Source organism: Nocardia sp. BMG51109, assembly GCF_000526215.1.
Classification (GTDB): domain Bacteria; phylum Actinomycetota; class Actinomycetes; order Mycobacteriales; family Mycobacteriaceae; genus Nocardia.
Genome location: NZ_JAFQ01000004.1, coordinates 8068356 through 8089623 on the forward strand (window position 1 = coordinate 8068356; position 21268 = coordinate 8089623).

Genomic DNA, 21268 nt, shown 5'->3' on the forward strand with positions numbered 1-21268 from the left:
ACTAGGTTAGCTGGATCATGCTCTTACAAATGCAAGAACGCAACATTGCGACCGCAGTGCGTCGCCCACCCCCTACTTCGTACTGGGTGGTCCCTTTTCGGCAGGTCAGCAAGGCCACCCCGGGTTCGTCAGGATAACCGGCAGCGGGACGAACGTACCTAAACCGGGCGCTCATTTACCGCTCCGCAACATACTTACCGGTCCGATACGGACGTGCCGATTCGCCGGCCGGGCACCGTCCGAGCCCCGGCCCGCGCGGCGTGAACGGCCCTTCACGTACGCGCGCCGCACGGCCCCGGCATCGCGGCGAACCCGACGCCCGAGCCCGCACCCGAGCGGCCCGCGGCATCGGACATCCCGGACCGCATTGCCGCCTACCGAAATTGCCCGCCTACCGAAACAGATCGCGGGCCGAGCGCGCGTGATCGCGGCCGCGACACCCCTACCGGTCGAGGTTGGAACCCCCTACCGGTCGAGGTTGGGGCCGGAGTGAACCCGATTCGGCGGCTTACCGTGTTGTGTGCGGCGGCTACGGAGCCTGCCTTGCCCGAAACTACGATGTTGCACCCCGATTAGGATGTATCCGGTGCGGGCCCTGGGGGATTTCGGCCCGTGCGTTGTCCGGACCGAACGGCCCGATGGAGTCCGCATCTTCTGGAGAGCGGAGGCCGCACAGTGGAATTCGACGAATCCGGCAGCCATGACGGCACGCCGACCGAGGCCCGCCTGCGCGCCGGCATCGAGCCGTATCACCGGCGCATGCTCGCCGTCTACGACTGGCTCGTACTGGGCCTGGTATGCCGCTGGGTGTGGCGATGCCCGCGGTCGAAGATGTTGGCGCAGTACAACAGTCACGTCGGCGCACGGCACCTCGACCTCGGCCCGGGAACCGGCTGGTTTCTCGACGAATGCCGCTTCCCCACGGCGAACCCGGCGATCACGCTGGTGGACCTCAGTGACGGCGTGCTGGCCGGTACTGCCCGGCGAATCTCGCGCTACCGCCCCGTAACCCGGACCGCCAATGTCCTGGAGCCGCTGGATCTCGGTGCGGTGCAGTTCGATTCGGTCGGCATGAACTTCCTGCTGCACTGCCTGCCCGGGCCGCTCGACCGGAAGGCCGCCGTATTCGACAGCGTGATCCCCTATCTCGCCGACAACGCCCGGATATTCGGCAGCACGGTCCTCGGCGCCGACGAGCGGCACACCGCCGTGTCCCGCGCGCTCCAGCGGCGCCTCAACCGTGCCGATTCGTTCAGCAACGAGACCGATCGTGCCGAGGACCTCGCCCGCGCGCTGGCGGCGCGTTTCACCGAGGTCGAGATCAGCCGGTCGGGTGTCGTATGCCTGTTCGCGGCGAGATATCCCGGCGGAGTCTCGTGAACTTCAAAGTGCTCGGTGAGTTTTCGGTCGAGCTCGACGACATCGACCTCACGCCGCGGCAACCGAAGATCAGGAGTATGTTGGCGCTGCTCACGATCGAGCGGGGGCGCACGGTACCGATCGACTGGATCGTGGACGAGCTGTGGCCGCAGCCGACCTCGCAGAAGCGGAACAGGACGGTGCACACCTACATTCACGAACTCCGCAAGATCCTCGCGCGCGGCGGCGAGGACCTGCTCGTGACGCGGCAGTCCGGCTATTCGCTGCTGCTCACCGACACCTACGTGGACCTGGACGAGTTCGAGAGCCTGGCCAGCAACGGCGCCGGCCTGCTGCGCGCGGGGATGACCGAGGAACGCCCCGAGAAGCTGTCGGAGGCCAGCGACTGCCTCGCCCGCGCCCTGTCGTGCTGGCGCGGCGCGCCGCTGCGCAATGTCACGCTCGGCAAGCGGCTGAGCAACCGGGTGGCGTGGCTGGAGGAGCGCAACCGGCAGGTGGTCGAGATGCGGCTGCGGGCCGAGATGCGGCTCGGGCGTTTCGATCAGGTGATCGGCGAGCTGAGGTTCCACATCGAGCAGAATCCGTATCACGAGGGCTTCCACGAAACGCTCATGGCGGCGCTGGCGCGGTCGGGCCGGCGTTCGGAGGCGCTGGCCGTGTATCGGGAGCTACGCACGCGACTGGCCGACGAGATGGGAATCGAACCGGGACAACCGGTCCGGCAGTTGCACCTCGACATCCTCAACGGCGAGATGAGCCCGGTCCCCGCGGTGCCGGGCGGTACCCGGGGCGAGCCGGTCGGGCTGACCCAATTGCCGCCGGTGGTCCCGGATTTCGTCGGCAGGCGACGCATCGTCGGCACGGCCGCGGACCTGCTGGCGGGAGATTCGCGCACCGCACCCCGGACGGTCTGCCTGCACGGGATGCCGGGTGTCGGCAAGAGCGCGACGGCGCTGACCATCGCGCACGCGGTGACGAATTCGTTCCCCGACGGTCAGCTCCATGTCGACCTCGGCCACTCCGACCGGTCCGGGCTCGGCGCCTTCTCGGACCTGCTGCGCGCGTTGGGCGTCGGCGATCGCGAACTGCCGGCGACCCTGGCCGGTGCGGTGTCGCTGTTCCGCTCGATCACGCGGGGACGCCGGATCCTCGTCGTCCTCGACAACCTGCCCCGGACCGCGGATATCGTGCCGCATCTGCCGCTGGGATCCGCGACGATCATCACCGCCCGCCGCCCGCCGCCCGGCCTGTTCGGCGTCGAGAAGTGTCTGCTCGATCCACTGTCCACCGGGGATGCCTTGGCTCTGCTCGCCGCGATCGTGGGATTCGACCGGGTCGACCGGGAGCGGCGCGTGGTCGAACAGCTCGTCGACACCGTGGGCGCGCTCCCGCTGGCCCTGCGATTCATCGGCGACCGGCTCACCGCCTCGCCCCGGTACCCGCTCGAGCATCTGCACCACCGGATCATGAATCCCGAGGACACCGTGCGTCTTTCGGATCTGGCCAATCTGGGGTTCGATCTGTTCCATCGCATAGATGCCGTCTATCGCGATCTCGACGCCGTCGAGCGGATCGTCTTCCGCGGTATCGCCGTGCTGCGCGATCACCCCTTCGGACTCGACGAGCTGGTCGCGCTCGCACCGACGGCGCCGGCCCGCACCGAGGTCGCGGTGATCGGCCTGATCGAATCCGGAATGGTGACGCTGCGCGGCCGATGTCCGGAGGTGGCCAAGCCGATGGCGTTACATCCCATGGTCGCTCGCTATCTGGCCGAACTGGACATCGATCGGAGCGCCGGGTGAAGCCAACCCGGCGGTAGCGGTACCGCCCAGAATCGAGCGCAGCACGGCCGCCAGGACCTCGTCCGGGTGGGTCTCGGCGGTCCGGCCGCGCCAGGCGATGACACCGTCGGGGCGAACGAGTACCGCCCCCGACTCGGAGACTCCGTATGCCTCGCCCCAGCGTCCCTCCGTATCGACCAGCGCCGCATCCGGTCCCGCGGCGGTCGCGATCCGATGGATCGTCAGGCCCGCGCCGGCGCAGCCGGCCGCCCGTTCCCAGGACGCACCCGACGGCCCCGTCAGGAGAACGAAACTCGATCCGAACAGATCCAGGGTAGAGATCTCGCGGCCACCGCGATCCAAGACGACATGCGGGGCCCGAGTGCCCGGCCGGCCGGTGGGTGCGCGCGGATCCTCGGTCCGGTCCCCGGCATCGGGCTCCTCGGCGATCAGCGCACCCGTCCGGTACCGGGTTCCGAGACATATGCTCGCCTTGCTCGGCTGATCGGCGGGCCGGCTCGACCCGCCCTCCGCGGCACCGGACAGGAGCAGTCCGGCGCGCACGACCGAGTCCTCGATCAACAACTGCGCGACCGGTTTTCGCTCGCTCTCGTAGCTGTCGAGCAGCTCCGGCCCCGCGGTGCCGGCCAGGACCAGCGCCAGCTTCCACGCGAGGTTGTGGGCGTCCTCGAGGCAGGAGTTGCCCCCGTAACCACCGGTGGGCGGCAACGTCTTGGCCGCATCACCGACCAGGAAAACCCTTCCGCGCCCGAAGGAGTCGGCCAGCAGGGCCCGCATCTGCCAGATGTCCACGCCGAGCACCTCGACCGCGAGGTCCGCCACGCCCACCGCGCGCCGGACCAGCTCGGCACAGCGCCGTTGCGACAGTCCGTCGTCGGTCCGCGGATCGTGCGGAACGCTGAGCGTCCACCGATTCAGGTTGCGCTCCAACAGGATGTTCAACCGCACGCCGGAGGCGGAGGCGTCGAGATCGTCCACCATGCACAGCACGAAACTCCGGCCGCGCAGCGCCGCGGTCAGGTCGGCGCGGAACAGGATGCCCGCCTGGTTCGCGAGCAGCCCCGGCCCGCCGTAGCCGATACCGAGCGCTTCGCGGATCGGGCTGCCCGATCCGTCGCACGCCAGCAGATAGTCGGCGACCACGGTGGTCCGGCGGCCGGTCGCGGCGTCCCGCAGTTCGGCCCGGACCAGGTGCCCGTCCTGCTCGAATCCGGTCAGCTCCGTACCGAATCGGAGTTCGGCCCCGAGTTCGGCGGCCCGGTCCCGCAGGATCGGTTCGAGCTGGTCCTGGTCGCACCACACCTGCTTCTCCGGGGTCAGGCCACCGAACTCCGCCGGGCCGCCCATGGAGTACCGGCCGAGTTCCCGGCCGGCCAGCGTGTCGACCCGGAGGATCGTGCTGTCGCGGTCCTCGTCCAGCCGCCGGATCCCGTGGTGAACTCCGAGGACCCGCAGCAACTCCATGGCCCGGGGACCGATATCGCTCATCCGCGGATGCTGCGAGAGCCGGTCGCGCCGCTCGGCCAGCAGGCACGAAACCCCGTGCTGTGCGAGAAAAGCCGCCGACGACAGCCCGCTCACCGCGCCGCCGACGATCAGAACCGGCACTCGCTCAACGGTATTCATCGCGTGCTCGCTGTTTTGTGTTCCCGGTACGCCGGTTCTCGGTGCGCCGGTTCTCGGTACGCGATGCCGAATCCCCGGCGGGCGATACCGAGTTGTCGGTAGCCGATGCGGCGTCCCCGGTGACCGGGACCGGCTGCCATGCAGGCGATTCCGGTTTACGTGCTACCGATTCGATGTACTCGCGCAGCGCCTCCTGGTTGGCGGCGGTGTGCTCGGCCATCCGCTGCCGCCACTGCGGCTCCTCGGCGCGCTTGTCCTCGACCAGCTCGAAGCACATGTCCCAGGTCATCTGGCTGCGATTGCCGGGCAGCGGCTGATAGACCCAGGTGAGGTGGTTGAAGGTGAACGGCGCCAGCGGTTCGTGGCGCTCGGCGTAGGAGATCAGCGGCGGGTACAGCATCCGCCACGACACCCACGACATGTTGTCGGCGTTGGTCAGCCGGAACCAGATCTTGCGGCCCTCGCGCCGCAGGATCTCCGCCTTCAGGTATTCGGGAATCATCTCCGGCCAGCGATCGACCTGGTTGGAGATCTCGTAGACGACGTCGACCGGTGCGTCGACGATGACCGAGCGCGTGATGACTTGCATTGTCGTTTCCCCGTTTCAGGGTCGGGTCAGGGCGATCGCGCGGGTCCACGCGGCGGTGGCCCCGGTGATCAGGACGGGCAGGGCGAGGACGAAGAATCCGGTGGTGGGCAACCGATCCAGGTTCGCCAGCCGCTCGATCTGGTAGTACGGGCGGTGGCGGCCCAGGACGTGCGCGGGCCAGAGCGCGCCGGAATCCCCGCCGGCCAGATAGCGTTCGATCATCGGCTCGAACGGGCCGTCGAAACTTGCTCCGTCCGTGCCGATCACGTCGATTCCGGCGTCCAGCAGATATTCGATGGCCTCCGCCGCGATCGCCTTGTCGCCGCCGGTGCGGATCAGCACGATGGAGCCGGGCGCGGTGCCGTCCGGCAGGGCGATATCGGCGCGGGTGACGACCGCGCTGTCCAGCGAGGCGAGGTCGAAGGCCACACCGGGCCCGAAGAAGGACCGCAGGGGCGCGTCGTTGATATCGCGGCGCACGCCGTCGGCGGCCGGGCCGTAGTGACCCGGCGCATCGATGTGCGAGCCGGCGTGCACGGAGGCGTGCACCATTTCGTGCCGGAGAAAGGCGCCGTCCGGGAAGTCGGCGGCGCGCAGCCGGCCCACCGCATGCGCCGCGATCTTCGGCAAGACGTTCTCGCAGAAGAACGCGGCGCCCGGTTCCGGCTCCAGGGCGTCGATCCGGGTGGTGAACGGCCCCTCGGCGTGGTTGCCGATATCGCTGGACAGATCGACGATCGTCGACTCGGCGAAGATCCGGGCGAGTTCGCCGGACACCGTCGCCGCCGCTGGCGTGTTCGGCATCAGGCACCCACCTCGCTCTGCTCCGAGACGAGCTTCAGCACGTCGCGCGGCGTGCTGGTGACCTCGATGGCGTCGTCCGCGAGCTTGATGCCGAAGGTCCGCTCGATATCCGAGGTCACTTCGAGCAACGCGATGGAGTCGTAGCCGAGGTTCTCGAAGTCGGTGTCGGCGATGGCGTCGTCGAGGACGACGTTCTCGTCGACGCCGGCACATCGGCGCAATATCACGATCAGTTCTTCGAGCCGCATGACGGTTCCTCCTGTCCGGAAACGGAATTCGGGCGGCGCACCACCATGGCGGAGTTGAATCCGCCATGGCCGCGCGCGAGAATCAGTGCCGCGCGCAGCGGCACCGGCCGCCCGGCGCCGACCACCAAGTCGAGGCCGTGGTCCGCGGCGGGCCGCACGTGAGCGGTGGGCGGGATCATGCTGTGCCGCAACGACAGCAGCGCGGTGGCCAGGTCGAGCGCCGCGCCACCGGCGCCCAGCCGGCCGATCAGCGTCTTCGGCGCGGTCACCGGGACGCCGGCCGGGCCGAAGACGGCGCCGATCGCGGCCGCCTCGGCGGCGTCGAGCCGGGCCGAGGCGGCGGCGTCGGCGAAGACCACGTCGATATCCGACGGCGCGGAATCCGAGGTGGCCAAGGCGGTTTCGATCGCGAGCCGCAGCCCGCGCTCCTGCTCGACCTGCGAGTCGAAGGTGGCCCCGTATCCGGCGATCTCGCCGTAACCGCGTGCCGCGCCCCGCTGCTCGGCCCGATCGGCGTCCTCGAGGACCAGGATCGCGCCGCCCTCGCCGGGCACGTAGCCGCCGGCCCGCGCGTCGAAGGGCAGGTAGGCGGCGCACGGGTCGTCGGAGCTGCTCATCTCCCCGCGGGCCAGGTGGCCGGCCCACCCCCACGGGCAGACGATCCCGTCCACTCCCCCGCAGACGACGACCGGTGTCCCCCGGCCGATCACGCGGCGGCCCTGCGCGACGGCCTCCAGGCCACCGGCATCGTCGGCGACGACCACTCCGCCGGGCCCGCGCAGGCCGTGCCGGATCGAGATCTGCCCGGTGTTGACCGCATAGAACCACGCGAACGACTGGTACGCACTGACATACGAGCTACCCTTGGCCCAGAGCGTCTGCAATTCCCGCTGACCGAACTCGAATCCGCCCGCGGAACTGGCGGTCACCACGCCGACGCCGAGACCGTCGTCCCGGCGGACGTCCACACCGGCGTCGGCCAGCGCCCAGTCGGCCGCGCGCAGGGCGAGCCGGGTCATGTGATCGGTCTGCGGCAGCAGGCGGCTCGACAGATGTTCCTCGGCAGCGAATTCCACCACCTCGCCCGCCAGCCCGGTCGGGTACTGCCCGGGATCGAATCGGCCGATCCTGCGAATCCCGTTGTCCCCGGCCAGGATCGCGGACCAGTACTTCTCCGCACCCATGCCGTTGGGCGCCATGACACCCAGCCCGGTGACCACCACTCGCGCGCGCACGGCCTACGTCCTGTCCGGTCGGCGCAGCACCATGGCGGATTGGAACCCGCCGAAGCCGCTGCCGACGGTCAGCACCGCGTCGGTCCGCCACTCCCGCGCGGTCACCGGCACGTAGTCGAGATCGCAGTCGGGATCGGGCTCATACAGATTCGCGGTCGGGGGCACCACGTTGTCACCGATCGCCAGCACGCACGCCGCGATCTCCAGCGAGCCGATCGCGCCGAGCGAATGACCGATCATCGACTTGATCGAACTCATCGGGACGTCGTGCGCACGGCTGCCGAAAACGCGCTTGACCGCGTTGGTTTCGTGCAGGTCGTTCTGCTTGGTGCCGGAGCCGTGGGCGCTGATGTAGTCGATGTCGCGCGGATCGACCCGGGCCTCCGCCAGCGCCGCCCGGATCGCCTCCGCCATCTCCCGGCCGTCGGGTCGCAAGCCGGTCATGTGAAAGGCGTTGCAGCGGGCGCCGTAACCGGCGATCTCGGCCATGACGTCGGCGCCCCGCGCCCTCGCGGCTCCGTACTCCTCCAGGACGAATATCGCGGCGCCCTCGCCGAGGACGAACCCGTTGCGGGTGCGGTCGAACGGCCGGGAGGCACGGGCGGGATCGTCGGTGCGCGGCGTCGTCGCCTTGATGGCATCGAAGCACGCCGCCGTGATCGGCGACAGCGGCGCATCGGTCGCCCCGGCGATCATCATGTCGGCGGTGCCTTCCCGGATGAGTTCGGCGGCGTGGGCGACGGCGTCGATGCCGGACGTGCAGCCGGTCGACACCACCGTCACCGGACCGGCCGCGCCCGTGCGGCGGGCGACCTCGGCCGCGATCGAGCTGGGAACGAAACTGTCGTACAGATTCGCCACCGCGAGACGATGATCGACCAGCCAGTCCCGCCCCTGCGTGCTGACGACCCGGTACTCCCGCTCCAGGCTCATCGTGGCGCCGACCGCCGTCCCGATCGCCACGCCCGTGCGGTACGGGTCGGCGACGAGACCGGGCTCGACGGCCTCGCCGACCGCCGCCAGGACCAGCTGCGTCGCCCGGTCGAGGCGCGCGGCGTCGGCGGCGCCGAGCCCGTGTTCCGAAGGGACGAAGTCGATTTCGGCGGCCACCTGGGAGCGGAACGGCGACGGATCGAACAGCGTGATCCGCCGGGTCGCGGTGCGCCCGTCGCCGAGCAGCTTCCAGAACTCGTTGACGCCGATGCCGCCCGGCGCCACGACTCCCATACCGGTGATCACCACCCGCGGTTGCACGCCGGGCCCCTACCGGGCCACCAGGCCGCCGTCGACCACCAGACCGTGGCCGGTCACATAGGACGACTCCGCGGACAGCAGCCACAGCACCGCCCGCGCGATCTCGTCCGGTGCGGCCATGCGGCCCATCGGCACGATCGCGGTGTACCGGGCCTCCACCTCGGGATCGGCGCCGGTGAAGCGCTCCAGGAAGGGGGTGCGCACCACGCCGGGGCAGACGGCGTTGACCCGGACGCCGCGTTCGGCGTACTCCAGCGCCGCGGTCTTGGTCAGGCCGAGGACCCCGTGCTTGCCGGCGACGTACGAGCCGTTCTTGTCGAAGGCCACCAGCGCGGCGACCGACGCGCCGTTGACGATCGTCCCGCCGCCGGTCCGCAGCATGGCCGGTATCTCGTATTTCATGCTCAGCCAGACACCCTTGAGGTTGACCGCGAGCGCCTGGTCCCACGCCGCCTCGTCGGCCTCGTGGATGTCGCGTTCGGCCATACCCTCCACGCCCGCGTTGTTGAAGGCGTAGTCCAGCCGCCCGAACTGCTCCACCGCACGATCCACCACGGCCTGCACGTCGGCGGCGCGCGAGATATCGGCGCGGACCGTAATCGCCTCTCCCCCGGCGGCCTTCACCGCACGCTCGGTCTCGGCGCAGTCCTGCAGGTCGGCGAGCACCACCCGGGCGCCGGCCGCGGCGAGGGCGACCGCGGCGGCGGCGCCGATTCCGGATGCGGCGCCGGTGATCAGCGCCACGCCGTCGTCGAGTCGGATTCCCATGTCAGCGACCGCCTTCCGGCACGATTCCCTCGGCGAGGGCGAGGAACGTCCCGGTGGGACGCACGCCGCCGAACGTCAGACCCACCCGGTCGAACAGCTCGGCCACATGCTGCGAACTGTGTTTGCGCCCACCGACATTCACCAGCAGCAGCATGTCGAGGGCGGACGTCACCACGGGTTCCGGCGTGTGGTCGGTGAGCGTCTCCACCACCATCACCCGCGCGCCGGGCGCGGCGTTCCGAAGTACATTCCGCAGGGTGCGCAGCGTGCTGTCGTCATCCCAGTCGAGGATGTTCTTCAGGACGTAGACGTCGGCCCGGACGGGAACGTCCACGCGGCAGTCGCCGGCGAGGACCGTGGCCCGATCCGCCAGGGTTCCGCCGTCGCGCAGCTCCGGAAGAGCCTCGGCGACAACATTGTCCAGATCCAGGAGATAGCCCCGGACATCCGGGTGGGTCTCCAGGACGGCCCGCAGCAGCCGCCCCTGGCCGCCGCCGATATCCGCCACCGTCTCCGCCCCGGACAGCCCCATCGCCTCGACGACCTGCGCCGAGGTGTGATTGCTGGCCTGCGTCATCGCCGCCGTGAACACCGACACCGCCTCGGGTTCGTGAGTATGGATGTAGCGGAAGAAGTCGCTGCCGAACACGGCCGTGGACTGCGGCTTCCCCTCGGTGACCGCCTCGCGCAGATGCGGCCACAGCCGCCAGAAGATCGGGTGGCCGATCCACCGGACCAGGTACGTCACGCTGTTGGGATCGTCCTCGCGCAGCAGCTGCGACATGCGGGTGTTGCCGTAGGTGCCGTCGTCGCGCCTGGCGAAGACCTCGCGCGCCACGAGCGCATCCAGGAGCTGCGCCAGCGCGACCGGATCCGCGTCGAGTTCCCGCGCCAGGTCCGCCGCCGAGCGCGGCCCGGCGTCGAGTGCGCCGGCGATGCCGAGGTCCACGGCGGTCACCAGCGCCGCCGTCGACACCAGGCCCCAGGCGACCTCCTTGATGCGGGAGATATCGGATTGGATTGCCGAGGTACTCAAGGTACTCGTCATGTTTTCGCCTCCGTGACGGTCGATTACCGCAATCCTGGCGACACCGGCTCCGGCCGGGATCAGCCTCGGCTCGAGCGCATCTCAGCCGGTGGTACACGCACTCGAGCGTGCCGAGCGGCTGTACAGCGGGCTCGAGCTTGCCGAATGGCTGTGCAGCGGCCGACATCCCGCGGCATATGCCATTACCCGGGGGATCCCCTGATCCTCAATCCCGGTGCGCCCCCGGCAATTCAGTACCCTGCAATCCCGGCGCACATCCCCGTAACCGCACGGCAGATCCCCCGTCATCCCGGCACACATCCCGTAGTCATGCCGGAATAACAGGACGGCAAGTCCCAGGCGGCCCGTCCGGGTGCTACGGCGTTACGCCGCCCGTGAGTAGACGACGGGTAACAGAAATTCGAACAACCGTCGGCCGTGCGGAAATTCGACGGCAATGTCCGGATGCGCCGCCTTACCGAGGGCGATGTAGGCGGATCGGCTATAAGAACGCAGCAGGCTGATGAAGGCGTCGTGCACGAGCGCGGGCACCGCCGAAATCGGCGCGAAGCGCAGCGCCAGCGTCACCATCATCACCAGGATCAGCGGAAAACACAGCAGCGCCGCGGTCGGCGGGCGTTCGGCGTCGACGACCAGAAATTTCGTGCCGACCCGCGTCGCCTCGCCGATCGCCCGGCGCGCCGCGTCGGGCGGCAGGTGGTGGAAGCCGGAGACGAAGACCACCAGGTCATAGCTGTGCGCGGGGGCGTCGATCGCCGTCGCGTCGACGACCGCGGTGCGTACCCGGGGATTGCGGCCGAGCGGCCCGGCCGCGATCCGGCCCACCGAGCCGGGGTCGAGGTCGGTCACGGTTATCCGGGCCGTCTGGTCGAACAGCAGGATCCGCTCGGACAAACGCCCGTGCCCCGCACCGAGTTCCAGAATCCGCGGCCGGTCCACGCCGGCGACCAGAGTGAGCGCCAATCGCGCGTACTTCGAGTGGATCCCCAAGCGTTCACCGCCGCGGTCCAGCCCCCCGACCACCTGCTGCTTGCGATGGTCGGGCACATCGTCGCGATCGGTGTACTCGAGCCGGCCGGTTTCGAACAGCCGATTCAGCCGCGAGGCCCGGGGGCCACCGCGCGGCATCGAGAAACGATCGTCCCATTCGGACGCGAACACGAAAACCATTGTGCGCCTACTGCGGCCGTCGGCGTCGCGTTTCGGCCGACACCGATCACGGCGCGGTCACATCGCGCATAAGTTAGCGAAGATTCACGCGCCGTGATAGAACTCGCCTGGACCTACAAAGGGGAAAACTTATGGAGCCAACGGCGAAACAGCGCACCGCGCTCGGCATGATCTGCGATACGTTCACGCCGGGTGACGGGCTGGGCCTACCGTCCGCCACCGAACTCGGTGCGGTGGACACCGTCTTCCGGATGCTCGCCCGCAACCCGCGCGAGGCCGAGAACAAACAGCTCGCGACGCTGCTGAACCTGTGGGACTCACCGCTGCTGAGCCTGCTGCTCACCGGGAGCGGGCTCCGCCGTTTCTCCGCACTGTCGCAGGCCGAGCGCGAGCAGGCGCTGCTCCGGATGGGCGACTCCCGGATCGGGGCCAAGCGCGCGCTGTTCCAGGCCCTCAAGTCGGCGGCGCTGATCGCCTACAACGTCACCCCCGGCCCCACCGGGTCCAACCCGCTGTGGAAGCAGATGGGATATCCGGGCCCGCTCGGCACCCTGCAGACCGCGCCGCAACCCGCCCTGGCGCCGATCCGGCCCACCGCGCCCACCACACTCACCTGCGATGTGGTCGTCGTCGGCTCCGGCGCGGGCGGCGGCGCCGCGGCCGCGGTACTGGCCGAGGCGGGCCTGGATGTCGTCGTCCTGGAACGCGGAAACTACTACGACGACCGCGATTTCGGCACCGGCGAACTCGAGGCGCTGGTGAACCTGTACGCGCCCGGCCCGCAGACCACGTCGGAAGGACAGCTCACCCTGGCCGCCGGCACCTGCCTGGGCGGCGGCACGGTCGTCAACTGGAGCACCTCGCTGCCGACCCCCGACAACGTCCGCGCCGAGTGGGCCGACCTCGGCGTGCCGCAGTTCACCGATGCCGAGTTCGGCGACGCGCTGAGCACCGTCCTGCGGCGGCTCGGCGTGAACAGCGACCATTCCCCCCTGTCGGCCCGCGACGCGATTCTCGAGCGCGGCGCGACGGCACTCGGCTGGACCGTGGATTCCCTGCCGCGCAACGTATCCGACGCCTGCGACGCCGGCGTGGAGTGCGGCAACTGCGGGTACGGCTGCCGCCTCGGCGCCAAGCAGTCGGTGAACAAGACCTGGCTCGCCGATGCCGCGGCCCGCGGCGCGCGGCTGGTGGTCGACGCGAACGTCCGCACGGTCGACGTGCGCAACGGCCGCGCCGAGGGCGTCACCGCCCGCACCTCCGACGGCGTCGCCGTCGACGTGCGCGCCCGGGCGGTCGTGGTGTCGGCCGGGGCGATCCAGACGCCCGCGCTGCTGCGCCGGTCGGGACTGCGCAACAAGAACATCGGCCGGTACCTGCGCCTGCATCCGGCCGCCGCGGTGAACGGTGTGTTCGACGAGGAGATCCGGCCGTGGGAGGGCGGGCTGCAGGCCCGCATCTGCCGCCACCACCGTGACCTCGACGGTAACGGGTACGGGGTCATCTACGAGACCGGGCCGATGCACCCCGGGCTCTCGGTCGGATTCATGAACTGGCGCGGCGCGGACGCGCACCGCGCCAAACTTCAGAACTGGGCGCACACCGGCGCCGTGGGTGTCATCACCCGCGACCGCGACCACGGCACCGTGACCGTCGACGGCGGCGGCGAACCGGTCGTCTCCTACCAGCTGTCCGACCGCGACCGCGCCCACCTGCGGACCGGAATCCTCGGCGCGGCACAGATTCTCGAGGCGGCCGGCGCCCGGCGCATCTACACCGGCCACCAGTCCGGCGCCGCCTACGAACCGGGGAAGAGCGGCTCGCACGACGAGTTCACCGCCGCCTGCGACGCGGGCGGGTACGGCCCCGGACAATGCTCGCTGGCGGCCCTGCACATCATGGGTTCGGCCCGGATGGGCGGCAGCGCCGACACGTCGGCGGCCAACCCCGACGGCGCCACCTGGGACGTCCCCAACATCGTCGTCGCCGACGCCTCCTGCTTCCCGACCTCCTCGGGTGTCAACCCGATGGTGTCGATCGAGGCGATCGCGTACATGAACGCCAAACGTCTTGCCGCTCAGCTGGTCTGAATCGGTAGCTGTCCGGCGCCGGATCCACTAGTCTCCCGCTGACGGTAACAATTCTTCCGCGTGGAGGAGAGGGTGGATCCCGGTGCCTTGTCCGGTGAATCGGGTACGCCGGTACCCGGGAATGAGCAGAGAGAACCGTGAGTAACCGCTCGTATCTCCGCACCTTGCTTGCCCGACACTCGGATTCGGCGCCGAGCGACGTCGGCGGCCGGATCAGCGTCCGGACCCGGCTGCTCGCGATCGTGCTCATATCCAGTGTCACGCTGCTCGCCATCGGCGTCGGCGCGGCCGCCTACCTGGTGCAGAGCGGCCGGGAGGCGCAGCGCTGGGCCGAACTGGCAAGCAGCACAACAACCCCCGCCATCCTGATGGTGACGGCGTTCGAGGAGGAGCGCCGGTTGTCGGTGCTGCACCTGGCGGGCGACGCCGAGGCCACCGGCGGCCTCGCCGCCGCCCGGCAGCGCTCGAACGAGGCGCTGGCCGCGGTGATGGCGAAGGGCGATGCGGCCCGCGAGATGAATCCGGAGGGCTCCGCCTCCGACATCGAGGGCTACAACGTGCTGTTCAACGCCGTCCCGGCGCTGCGCGGCCAGATCGATGGGCGCCAGACGCCGCCGGACGAGGTGTTCGGGTTCTTCAGCAAGGTCATCGAGACCATCATCGCCGCGTCGATGCTCGCGGCCCGGGTGGCGCCGAACGCCGGCGTGGCCATCGAACTGGGTTACGGCGTCGAGCCGTTGCGGGCCGCCGAGGCACTGTCGAAGGCCGACACCCTCGGTTCCGTCGCGCTCACCCTCAACGAGCTGCCGCCGGAACGCATGCACCAGATCAACCGGTACGTCGGCGAATTCCGCGGGGAGGCGGAGTATTCCGCGGCGGTACTGAAGGGCACGCGGCTGGCCGAGCTGACCGCGATCACCGACAGCCCCGCCTGGCACCAGATCACCGCGATGCAGGACGCGATCGCGTCGCGCGGCCCGATCACCGGGGGCGAGACCGAGAGGTCCAGCGGCAGTTCGTCGGGATCCCGCACCACCCGCACCGCCGAACCGGAGCCGCTGCCGGCAAGCATCCCGGACTGGCAGAACTCCACCGCGCAGGTGCGGTCGGCGCTGCTGAAACTGTGGGAGGACCAGAGCGGCGACGCCCACGTCATCGCGCGCAAGCAGGGCGACGACACCGCCACCCGCTCGCTGCTGGGCGGCCTCGGCGTGCTGCTGATCACGGTCCTCGCGTTCGTGGCGGCGCTGGTGCTCGCCAACCGCTTCATCCGCCGCATGCGCCGACTACGCGCCGACACCCTCGACATCGCCGACCGCGGCCTGCCCGAGATCATGCGCCGGCTGGGCGAGGGCGAGCAGATCGACGCCGCCGACGTGTCGCGCCTGAACTTCGGCACCGACGAGCTCGGCCAGGTCGCCGACGCCTTCAACCGCGCGCACGTCGCGGCCGTCTCCGCGACCGTCGGCGAGGCGTCGACGCGCGCCGGCGCGAACGCGGTATTCCTCAACATCGCCCACCGCAGCCAGGTGGTGGTGCACCGCCAGCTCACGCTGCTGGACCAGGCCGAGCGCAAGGAAGAGGACGCCGACCAGCTCGAGCTGCTGTTCCAGCTCGACCACCTGGCGACCCGCGCCCGGCGCAACGCCGAGAACCTGATCATCCTCGGCGGCGAGCAGCCGGGCCGGCGCTGGCGCGATCCGGTGCTGCTGCTGGACCTGATCCGCAGCGCCGTGGCGGAAAGCCTGGAGTACACCAGGATTCAGACCGGGCGCGTGCCCGACGTGTGGATCGCCAGCCACGCCGTCGCCGACTCCATCCATCTGCTCGCCGAACTGATGGACAATGCCACGGCGTTCTCGCCGCCGCAGTCGCGCGTCGAGGTGTCGGCGACGGTGGTGGGCAAGGGCGTCGTGGTCGAGATCATCGACCAGGGCCTCGGCATCCCGGAGGACGATCTGGCCCAGCGCAATGCCATGCTGGCCGATCCGCCGGACTTCAGCGTCGCGGCGTTGTCGGACGACACCCGGCTCGGGTTGTTCGTGGTCGCGAAACTGTCCACCCGGCACGGGATCTCGGTGCGGCTCACCGAATCCGTCTACGGCGGCGTGCGCGCGGTCGTGCTGGTGCCGTCGACGGTGATCGCGTCCGCACCGAAGCCGCGCGGCGAGGACGCCCCCGTCACGCCGCACGCCGAGCCCGCGCACCACACGGCGCCCGTCCGGCACACCGGGCCCCTCGGCACGGCGCCGAGCGCCGACCCGGTCGACACCCCGCCCCCTGCCGGGCACCGGTCGGCGTGGTTCACCTCCGCCTCCGACCTACGTAACGATCCGGCACCTACGAACCCCGGAATGTCCAGGCCCGCTGTATCATCTGCACCCGCGGCGACCGGGGACACCCGGCCGCCGTTGCCACGCAGACGCCGTCAGGCCGCGGCCGGCGCCCCGGCCGAGCGGCCCGAGCGGCCCGCCACCCACCAGGCGCCCCGGCGGCGCACGTCCGCCGACGCTCGTGATCTGATGAGTGCCATCGAGGCAGGTACCCGGCAGGGAAGGCAGGCACGCGACGAATCCGGCTCGACCACAACCGAGTTCACCCGACGAGAAGGCGAAGATGACTACTTCCAATCCCACTAGCCTAGGCTGGTTGCTAGATGACCTGGTTCGGGCGCTGACCGGGGTCAAGTACGCGGTGGTGCTGTCCACCGACGGCCTGCTGCTCGGTCATTCCGCGGAGATGGACCAGTCCGACGCCGAGCGTTTCTGTGCCATGGCCTCGGCGCTGCACAGCCTGGCGCGCAGTGCCGGGCATCATTTCGACGCCGGGGGCGTCCACCAGACGGTGGTGGAACTCGACCGCGCCGTCCTGTTCATCACCTCCGCCGGCGACAATGCCTGCCTGGCCCTGCTGACGGAGGAGACGGCCAACATGGGCATGGTGGCCTACGAGATGAACCAGACGGTGCAGCGCGTCGGTGTTCACCTGTCCATCGATCCGCGCCCACACCAGGCCGATTCGAGAAACCATGAGTCACCCGCGTGAGTCCTGGTACGACGACGAAGCGGGGCCGCTGGTCCGTCTCTACGCGGTCACGCGCGGGCGCGGCGGCAGCGCACGCCCCTACCTGAATCTGCTCACGCTGGTGGTGGCGGACGGGTTCGGGCCGCCCTCGCGGTCCGAACCCGAATACGCCGCCATCCTCCGGCTGTGCCGCACACCGCAGTCGGTGGCCGAAGTATCGGCACAACTCGGTCTCCCCCTGACGGTGACGAAGATCCTCATCGGCGATCTGATCGACGAGGGTCGGCTCATCTTCCGTACCCCACCCCCCACCGATAGCGGCGCCCCCGATATCGGACTACTCCAAGCGGTATTGAATGGCATACGAGCACTCTGACCACAGCCGAGGCGCAGTCGAACTGGCCAGATCGGTGAAGATCCTCGTCGCCGGTGGATTCGGCGTCGGCAAAACCACTCTCGTCTCGGCGATCAGCGAGATCGACCCGCTGCACACCGAGGAAATGATCACCGAACTCAGCGACGGCGTCGACGACCTGTCGGGGGTCGAAGGCAAGACGACCACCACGGTCGCACTGGATTTCGGCCGCATCACCATCGACCGGGACCTCATCCTGTACCTGTTCGGCACTCCCGGGCAGGACCGGTTCTGGTTCCTCTGGGACGAACTGGCCGTCGGCGCACTCGGCGCCGTCGTCCTCGCCGACACCCGCCGCCTCGACGGATCCTTCGCCGCCATGGACTTTTTCGAGCGCCGGGGCCTGCCGTTCGTGGTCGGGGTGAACTGCTTCGACGGCGCACCGCAGTACACACCCGACGAGGTCCGCGACGCCCTCGACCTCGACCCCACGGTCCCCATCCAACTCTGCGACGCCCGAAACCGCGAGTCCTCCAAGCACATCCTGGTGTCGCTGGTGGAGTATCTGATCATCCGGGCGGGGGCAGCCGTTCGGACCTGAGTGGCGTGCCGGAGGTCGCCGGGCCGCCCGACTACTGCTCGCGAGCCGGCAGACGCCCGACGCGCTGCCGCTCGAGCACACGGGAGCTCGAGCGGTGGACGTAGCGTCGCGTGTAGTCGGCGGTCCGAACCGGCCTGGGGACACTGACAATTGGTTTGGGGGGCGAGTGACGACAGGTAGGTCCACCGAGCCCGGTGCCCGGTATCCGCTACTCGCATCGACGCGCTTCGTTCGGTTCTGGCTGGCCGACAGCGTGTCGATGTTCGGCACGTACATCACCGCGCAGGCCCTGCAACTGCTCGCCGTCCTCACCCTCGGTGCCTCGACATTCGAGCTCGGGGCGCTGCGGGCCGCCCAGTGGGCGCCCTACCTGCTGTTCGGTCTGCTGGTCGGCGTTCTTGTCGACCGGTATCGGCGGAAGCCGATCCTGGTGGGCGCCGACATCATTCGAGCGGGTCTGCTCACGCTGATCCCACTGGCCGTGGTTGCCCAGGTCCTGAGCATGCCGATGTTGATCGTGCTGGTGTCGGTCTTCGGGGCGGTGTCACTGGCCTACGACGCCGCGCACCAGTCCTTCCTGCCGAATCTGGTTCCCCCGCAGTTGCTTACCCAAGCCAATGCTCGGCTGGAGCAGTCCTCGTCGGTGGCCCAGATAGGCGGCCAGGGTGTCGCGGGAATCCTGATCAAGCTCGTCGGTCCACCGGCGGCGGTCCTGGTCGACGCCGTGTCGTACCTGATCTCCGGTCTCGTCCTGGCCACATTGCCTGTCACGGAACGGACTTCGCCCCCAGGCCGGAGTACCCGGAGCACCCGGAACCTCCGTGCCGAACTGCGCGAGGGCCTGCGCTGGGTGTACCGGCACCCGGCGCTCGGCCCGCTCGCGTTGTCCTCCCATGCGTGGTTCTTCTTCACGTCGATGGTGTCGACGATCTACCCGTACTTCGTCGTCCGGCACCTGGGCTTCGACGCCGCGGCGCACGGTCTGACACTCGCGGCCGGCGGCATCGGCGCGGTCGCCGGTTCCTCGATCGCCGTGCGCGCCGGACGACGGTTCGGCGTCGGCCCGGCGATCATCGCCTGCCGGTGGCTGGCCCCGGCCGGATACGCGCTGATTCCCTTGGCACACAGCGGAACCGGCGGCTTCACGATCCTCTGCGTCGCACAGTTCGCCTTCTGGCTCTCCGTCGGCATCGACAGCCCCGTCGAAATGGGCTACCGCCAGTCGATCACCCCGGACCGGCTCCTCGGCAGGATGAACGCCACGATGCGCTCGATGAACCGCGGCGCCATCGTCATCGGCGCACCACTCGGCGGCGCCCTCGCCGGCCTGCTCGGTCTCCACCCGGCGCTGTGGGCAGCGACCGGAGGCCTGATCCTGGCAGCGCTGACACTGAACGCCTCACCATTCCGGCACGCCCGGCTCGACGGGGGCTGGTGAAGACGGGGCTGGTGAACATGAGCAGGCCGCCGAACGGCATGTCGGTGGATCCGCGCGGGGCAGGGTTGTGGTGTGGGCGTGGCGTTTTCGTTCGATCGTCCAGTGTGAAGACGTGGATATCAGATGGTTGCGGACCTGTCGCTACGAGCCGGGCACGGGGTAGAATTCGAACATGTCTTCGAGTGGGGGGATCGGAGAGCGGGCCGCAGGCCCGCTGCACACTGCGGTCGGTGACCTGCTTCAGCTCGCATTGACACCCTTGACCGACGACGACGTGGTGACGCTGATGCGAGAGGTGGAACGGTGCGCGCGGAGGGTGACCGCGCTACAGCACCGGCTGCTGGTCGAAGCCGACGAGCGGTCACTGCCTGCCCGTTTCGGGGCGAAGTCGTTGAAGAAGTTCCTGATCGAAACCCTGCGGCTGGCCGGTCCGGATGCGGGTGCGCGGGTACATCAGGCGTCGTGGGTGGGCACCTTCCACGACATGGCCGGTGAGACTACCGACCCGCACCTGCCGGCGGACGCGGCGTCCCGCGACCATCGATCACCCGCACAGCGAAATCACGACGCACTCGAGGCACAGGCCCGACTCGTCGGTGCCGAGGCACGATTTGTCAGTGTCGTGTTGTCGAAGTTGTGATAGGAGGCTGGATTTCGGCTCCGGTCCGGTGATTCGGGTGCAAGAATCGTCGCGTGGGTGGCACCCCGGTGAACACGATCGTCGACATCCGGTCGACACCCGAGTGTGCGCCCAGGCAGGCGTTCGAGCAGTGGGAGTGCCTGCTCTCCGGATCCTATTTTCCGATGACGCTCATCAAGCCGCAGTTGGAGCGGTTTCACGGCCGGATCAGGGCCGTTACCTGTGACACCGTGGCCGTCTCGTCGGTCGAGGCCACTCCGCATGGTACGCGCCGCTCGCGGCGGCATATCGACCAGCCAGACGATCCGTCCCTGCTGCTGGGCTTTCCGACAGCCGGTCGCGGCTGGTTGGATGAGTCCGGCCGGGTCACCGCGATGGAGCCGGGCGGGCTGGTCATCTACGACAGCGTTCACCCGACGGACTCGCACTTCTACGAGGGCACGTGGGGAATAACCACGGCGATGGCGCCACTGTCCAGTGTCGTGGAGCGGTCCGGGGTGTCGATCGGTCGACTGCCCATCAATGTTCGGATACCGACCACCGGCGCGTTCGGTGTCATCGAACAGTTCTTCCGGGACCTGCTGGAGGTGCAGCAGACCGACTCGGCGGCGGCGGTGCTGGGCGCGCACGCCCTCGACCTGATGGCCTCGGCGGTCCTGCTGGCGTGTGACTCCCGGCTCACGGAGCAGTCCGCGCAGGCGCTGGCCCGGCAGCAGGTGCTGGCGTTCGTCCGGAGTCATTACACCGCACCGGATCTCACCACGGAGCAGATCGCGCGCGCGTGCGCGGTGTCACGGCGCACCCTGTATCGGTTGTTCGAGGACGTCGAGGGCGGGGTCGCTGCGATGGTCCGGCGGCGCCGCATCGGCACCGCCCGGGCTCTGCTCCGCACGGACCGCACCCGGTCGCTCGAGTCGATCGCCGCGGCGTCCGGTTTCGCCTCGGATCGGCACTTCTATCGTGTCTTCAAGCAGCAGACGGGAATGACGCCCGGCGAATACCGGGCGCTGCAACATCCGGCGGATCGACCGCACGCGTGACAGGTCTTGCCGCATATCGCGCGTCGTAACCGGGAGATCCGTGGCAAGCCATCCCGTTGAGGGATGGTGCGGCAGTACTTCGACCTGAGCGACGCTGGCGTGGTGCGCGGTTCGGTCCTCATCCTGGTTCTGCGCCGGGGTGCCCGCCCGGGAGCG

At 69.5% G+C, this 21268-nt stretch carries 19 protein-coding genes; 10 read left to right on the forward strand and 9 right to left on the reverse strand.

Annotated features, from left to right (window positions below):
* Positions 1 to 675: 675 nt before the first annotated feature.
* Both D892_RS0138055 and D892_RS43140 read left to right on the forward strand, forming a co-directional pair.
* On the forward strand, positions 676 to 1380 hold the full coding sequence (locus D892_RS0138055; protein ID WP_024806275.1) for a class I SAM-dependent methyltransferase: 705 nt from the start codon (positions 676 to 678) through the stop codon (positions 1378 to 1380).
* Positions 1377 to 3182, forward strand: a complete 1806-nt coding sequence (locus tag D892_RS43140; RefSeq protein ID WP_024806276.1) for an AfsR/SARP family transcriptional regulator — start codon at positions 1377 to 1379, stop codon at positions 3180 to 3182. The genes D892_RS0138055 and D892_RS43140 overlap by 4 nt, the downstream gene beginning before the upstream one ends.
* Here the strand turns inward: D892_RS43140 and D892_RS0138065 are convergent.
* The 9 genes from D892_RS0138065 to D892_RS0138105 all read right to left on the reverse strand — a co-directional run bounded on the left by D892_RS0138065 (position 3123) and on the right by D892_RS0138105 (position 11924).
* Positions 3123 to 4790, reverse strand: coding sequence for an FAD-dependent monooxygenase (locus D892_RS0138065; RefSeq protein ID WP_051499366.1), 1668 nt, complete (start codon positions 4788 to 4790; stop codon positions 3123 to 3125). The genes D892_RS43140 and D892_RS0138065 overlap by 60 nt on opposite strands.
* Positions 4791 to 4794: 4 nt before the next feature.
* Entirely contained in the window at positions 4795 to 5397 is a 603-nt protein-coding gene (locus tag D892_RS44320) for an SRPBCC family protein (protein WP_024806278.1), read from the reverse strand.
* Positions 5398 to 5412: 15 nt separating this feature from the next.
* The gene (locus D892_RS0138075; RefSeq protein ID WP_051499368.1) at positions 5413 to 6201 is read right to left on the reverse strand and encodes a cyclase family protein; all 789 of its coding nucleotides are present in this window, start codon (positions 6199 to 6201) and stop codon (positions 5413 to 5415) included.
* Positions 6201 to 6449, reverse strand: coding sequence for an acyl carrier protein (locus tag D892_RS0138080; protein WP_024806280.1), 249 nt, complete (start codon positions 6447 to 6449; stop codon positions 6201 to 6203). Before D892_RS0138080 ends, D892_RS0138075 begins: the two co-directional genes overlap by 1 nt.
* Positions 6431 to 7684, reverse strand: a complete 1254-nt coding sequence (locus D892_RS0138085; RefSeq protein ID WP_024806281.1) for a ketosynthase chain-length factor — start codon at positions 7682 to 7684, stop codon at positions 6431 to 6433. Before D892_RS0138085 ends, D892_RS0138080 begins: the two co-directional genes overlap by 19 nt.
* A gap of 3 nt (positions 7685 to 7687) precedes the next feature.
* On the reverse strand, positions 7688 to 8938 hold the full coding sequence (locus tag D892_RS0138090) for a beta-ketoacyl synthase (RefSeq protein ID WP_024806282.1): 1251 nt from the start codon (positions 8936 to 8938) through the stop codon (positions 7688 to 7690).
* Positions 8939 to 8947: 9 nt separating this feature from the next.
* Positions 8948 to 9706: a glucose 1-dehydrogenase gene (locus tag D892_RS0138095; protein ID WP_024806283.1), complete on the reverse strand. Its 759-nt coding sequence runs from the start codon at positions 9704 to 9706 to the stop codon at positions 8948 to 8950.
* Between the two features lies 1 nt (position 9707).
* Positions 9708 to 10754 (reverse strand): methyltransferase, encoded by a 1047-nt coding sequence (locus D892_RS0138100; protein ID WP_024806284.1) that lies wholly within the window; start codon positions 10752 to 10754, stop codon positions 9708 to 9710.
* A 363-nt stretch (positions 10755 to 11117) separates the two neighbouring features.
* Entirely contained in the window at positions 11118 to 11924 is an 807-nt protein-coding gene (locus D892_RS0138105; protein ID WP_024806285.1) for a class I SAM-dependent methyltransferase, read from the reverse strand.
* Positions 11925 to 12055: 131 nt separating this feature from the next.
* On the opposite strand from D892_RS0138105, the gene D892_RS0138110 reads away from it, so the two are divergent.
* The 8 genes from D892_RS0138110 (at position 12056) to D892_RS0138145 (ending at position 21112) form a co-directional block, all read left to right on the forward strand.
* Complete coding sequence (locus tag D892_RS0138110) at positions 12056 to 14014, forward strand: GMC family oxidoreductase N-terminal domain-containing protein (RefSeq protein ID WP_024806286.1); 1959 nt, start codon at positions 12056 to 12058, stop codon at positions 14012 to 14014.
* 137 nt (positions 14015 to 14151) lie between these two features.
* Positions 14152 to 16653, forward strand: coding sequence for a nitrate- and nitrite sensing domain-containing protein (locus D892_RS0138115; protein WP_024806287.1), 2502 nt, complete (start codon positions 14152 to 14154; stop codon positions 16651 to 16653).
* Positions 16631 to 17059, forward strand: coding sequence for a roadblock/LC7 domain-containing protein (locus D892_RS0138120; RefSeq protein ID WP_024806288.1), 429 nt, complete (start codon positions 16631 to 16633; stop codon positions 17057 to 17059). Before D892_RS0138115 ends, D892_RS0138120 begins: the two co-directional genes overlap by 23 nt.
* Positions 17043 to 17414: a DUF742 domain-containing protein gene (locus D892_RS0138125; RefSeq protein ID WP_024806289.1), complete on the forward strand. Its 372-nt coding sequence runs from the start codon at positions 17043 to 17045 to the stop codon at positions 17412 to 17414. Before D892_RS0138120 ends, D892_RS0138125 begins: the two co-directional genes overlap by 17 nt.
* The gene (locus D892_RS0138130) at positions 17395 to 17994 is read left to right on the forward strand and encodes an ATP/GTP-binding protein (protein ID WP_024806290.1); all 600 of its coding nucleotides are present in this window, start codon (positions 17395 to 17397) and stop codon (positions 17992 to 17994) included. Before D892_RS0138125 ends, D892_RS0138130 begins: the two co-directional genes overlap by 20 nt.
* Before the next feature lie 166 nt (positions 17995 to 18160).
* Positions 18161 to 19432, forward strand: coding sequence for an MFS transporter (locus D892_RS0138135; protein ID WP_024806291.1), 1272 nt, complete (start codon positions 18161 to 18163; stop codon positions 19430 to 19432).
* Between the two features lie 172 nt (positions 19433 to 19604).
* Positions 19605 to 20072 (forward strand): hypothetical protein, encoded by a 468-nt coding sequence (locus tag D892_RS0138140; protein WP_156959878.1) that lies wholly within the window; start codon positions 19605 to 19607, stop codon positions 20070 to 20072.
* A gap of 53 nt (positions 20073 to 20125) precedes the next feature.
* Positions 20126 to 21112, forward strand: a complete 987-nt coding sequence (locus D892_RS0138145) for a helix-turn-helix domain-containing protein (RefSeq protein ID WP_024806293.1) — start codon at positions 20126 to 20128, stop codon at positions 21110 to 21112.
* Positions 21113 to 21268: the final 156 nt, after the last annotated feature.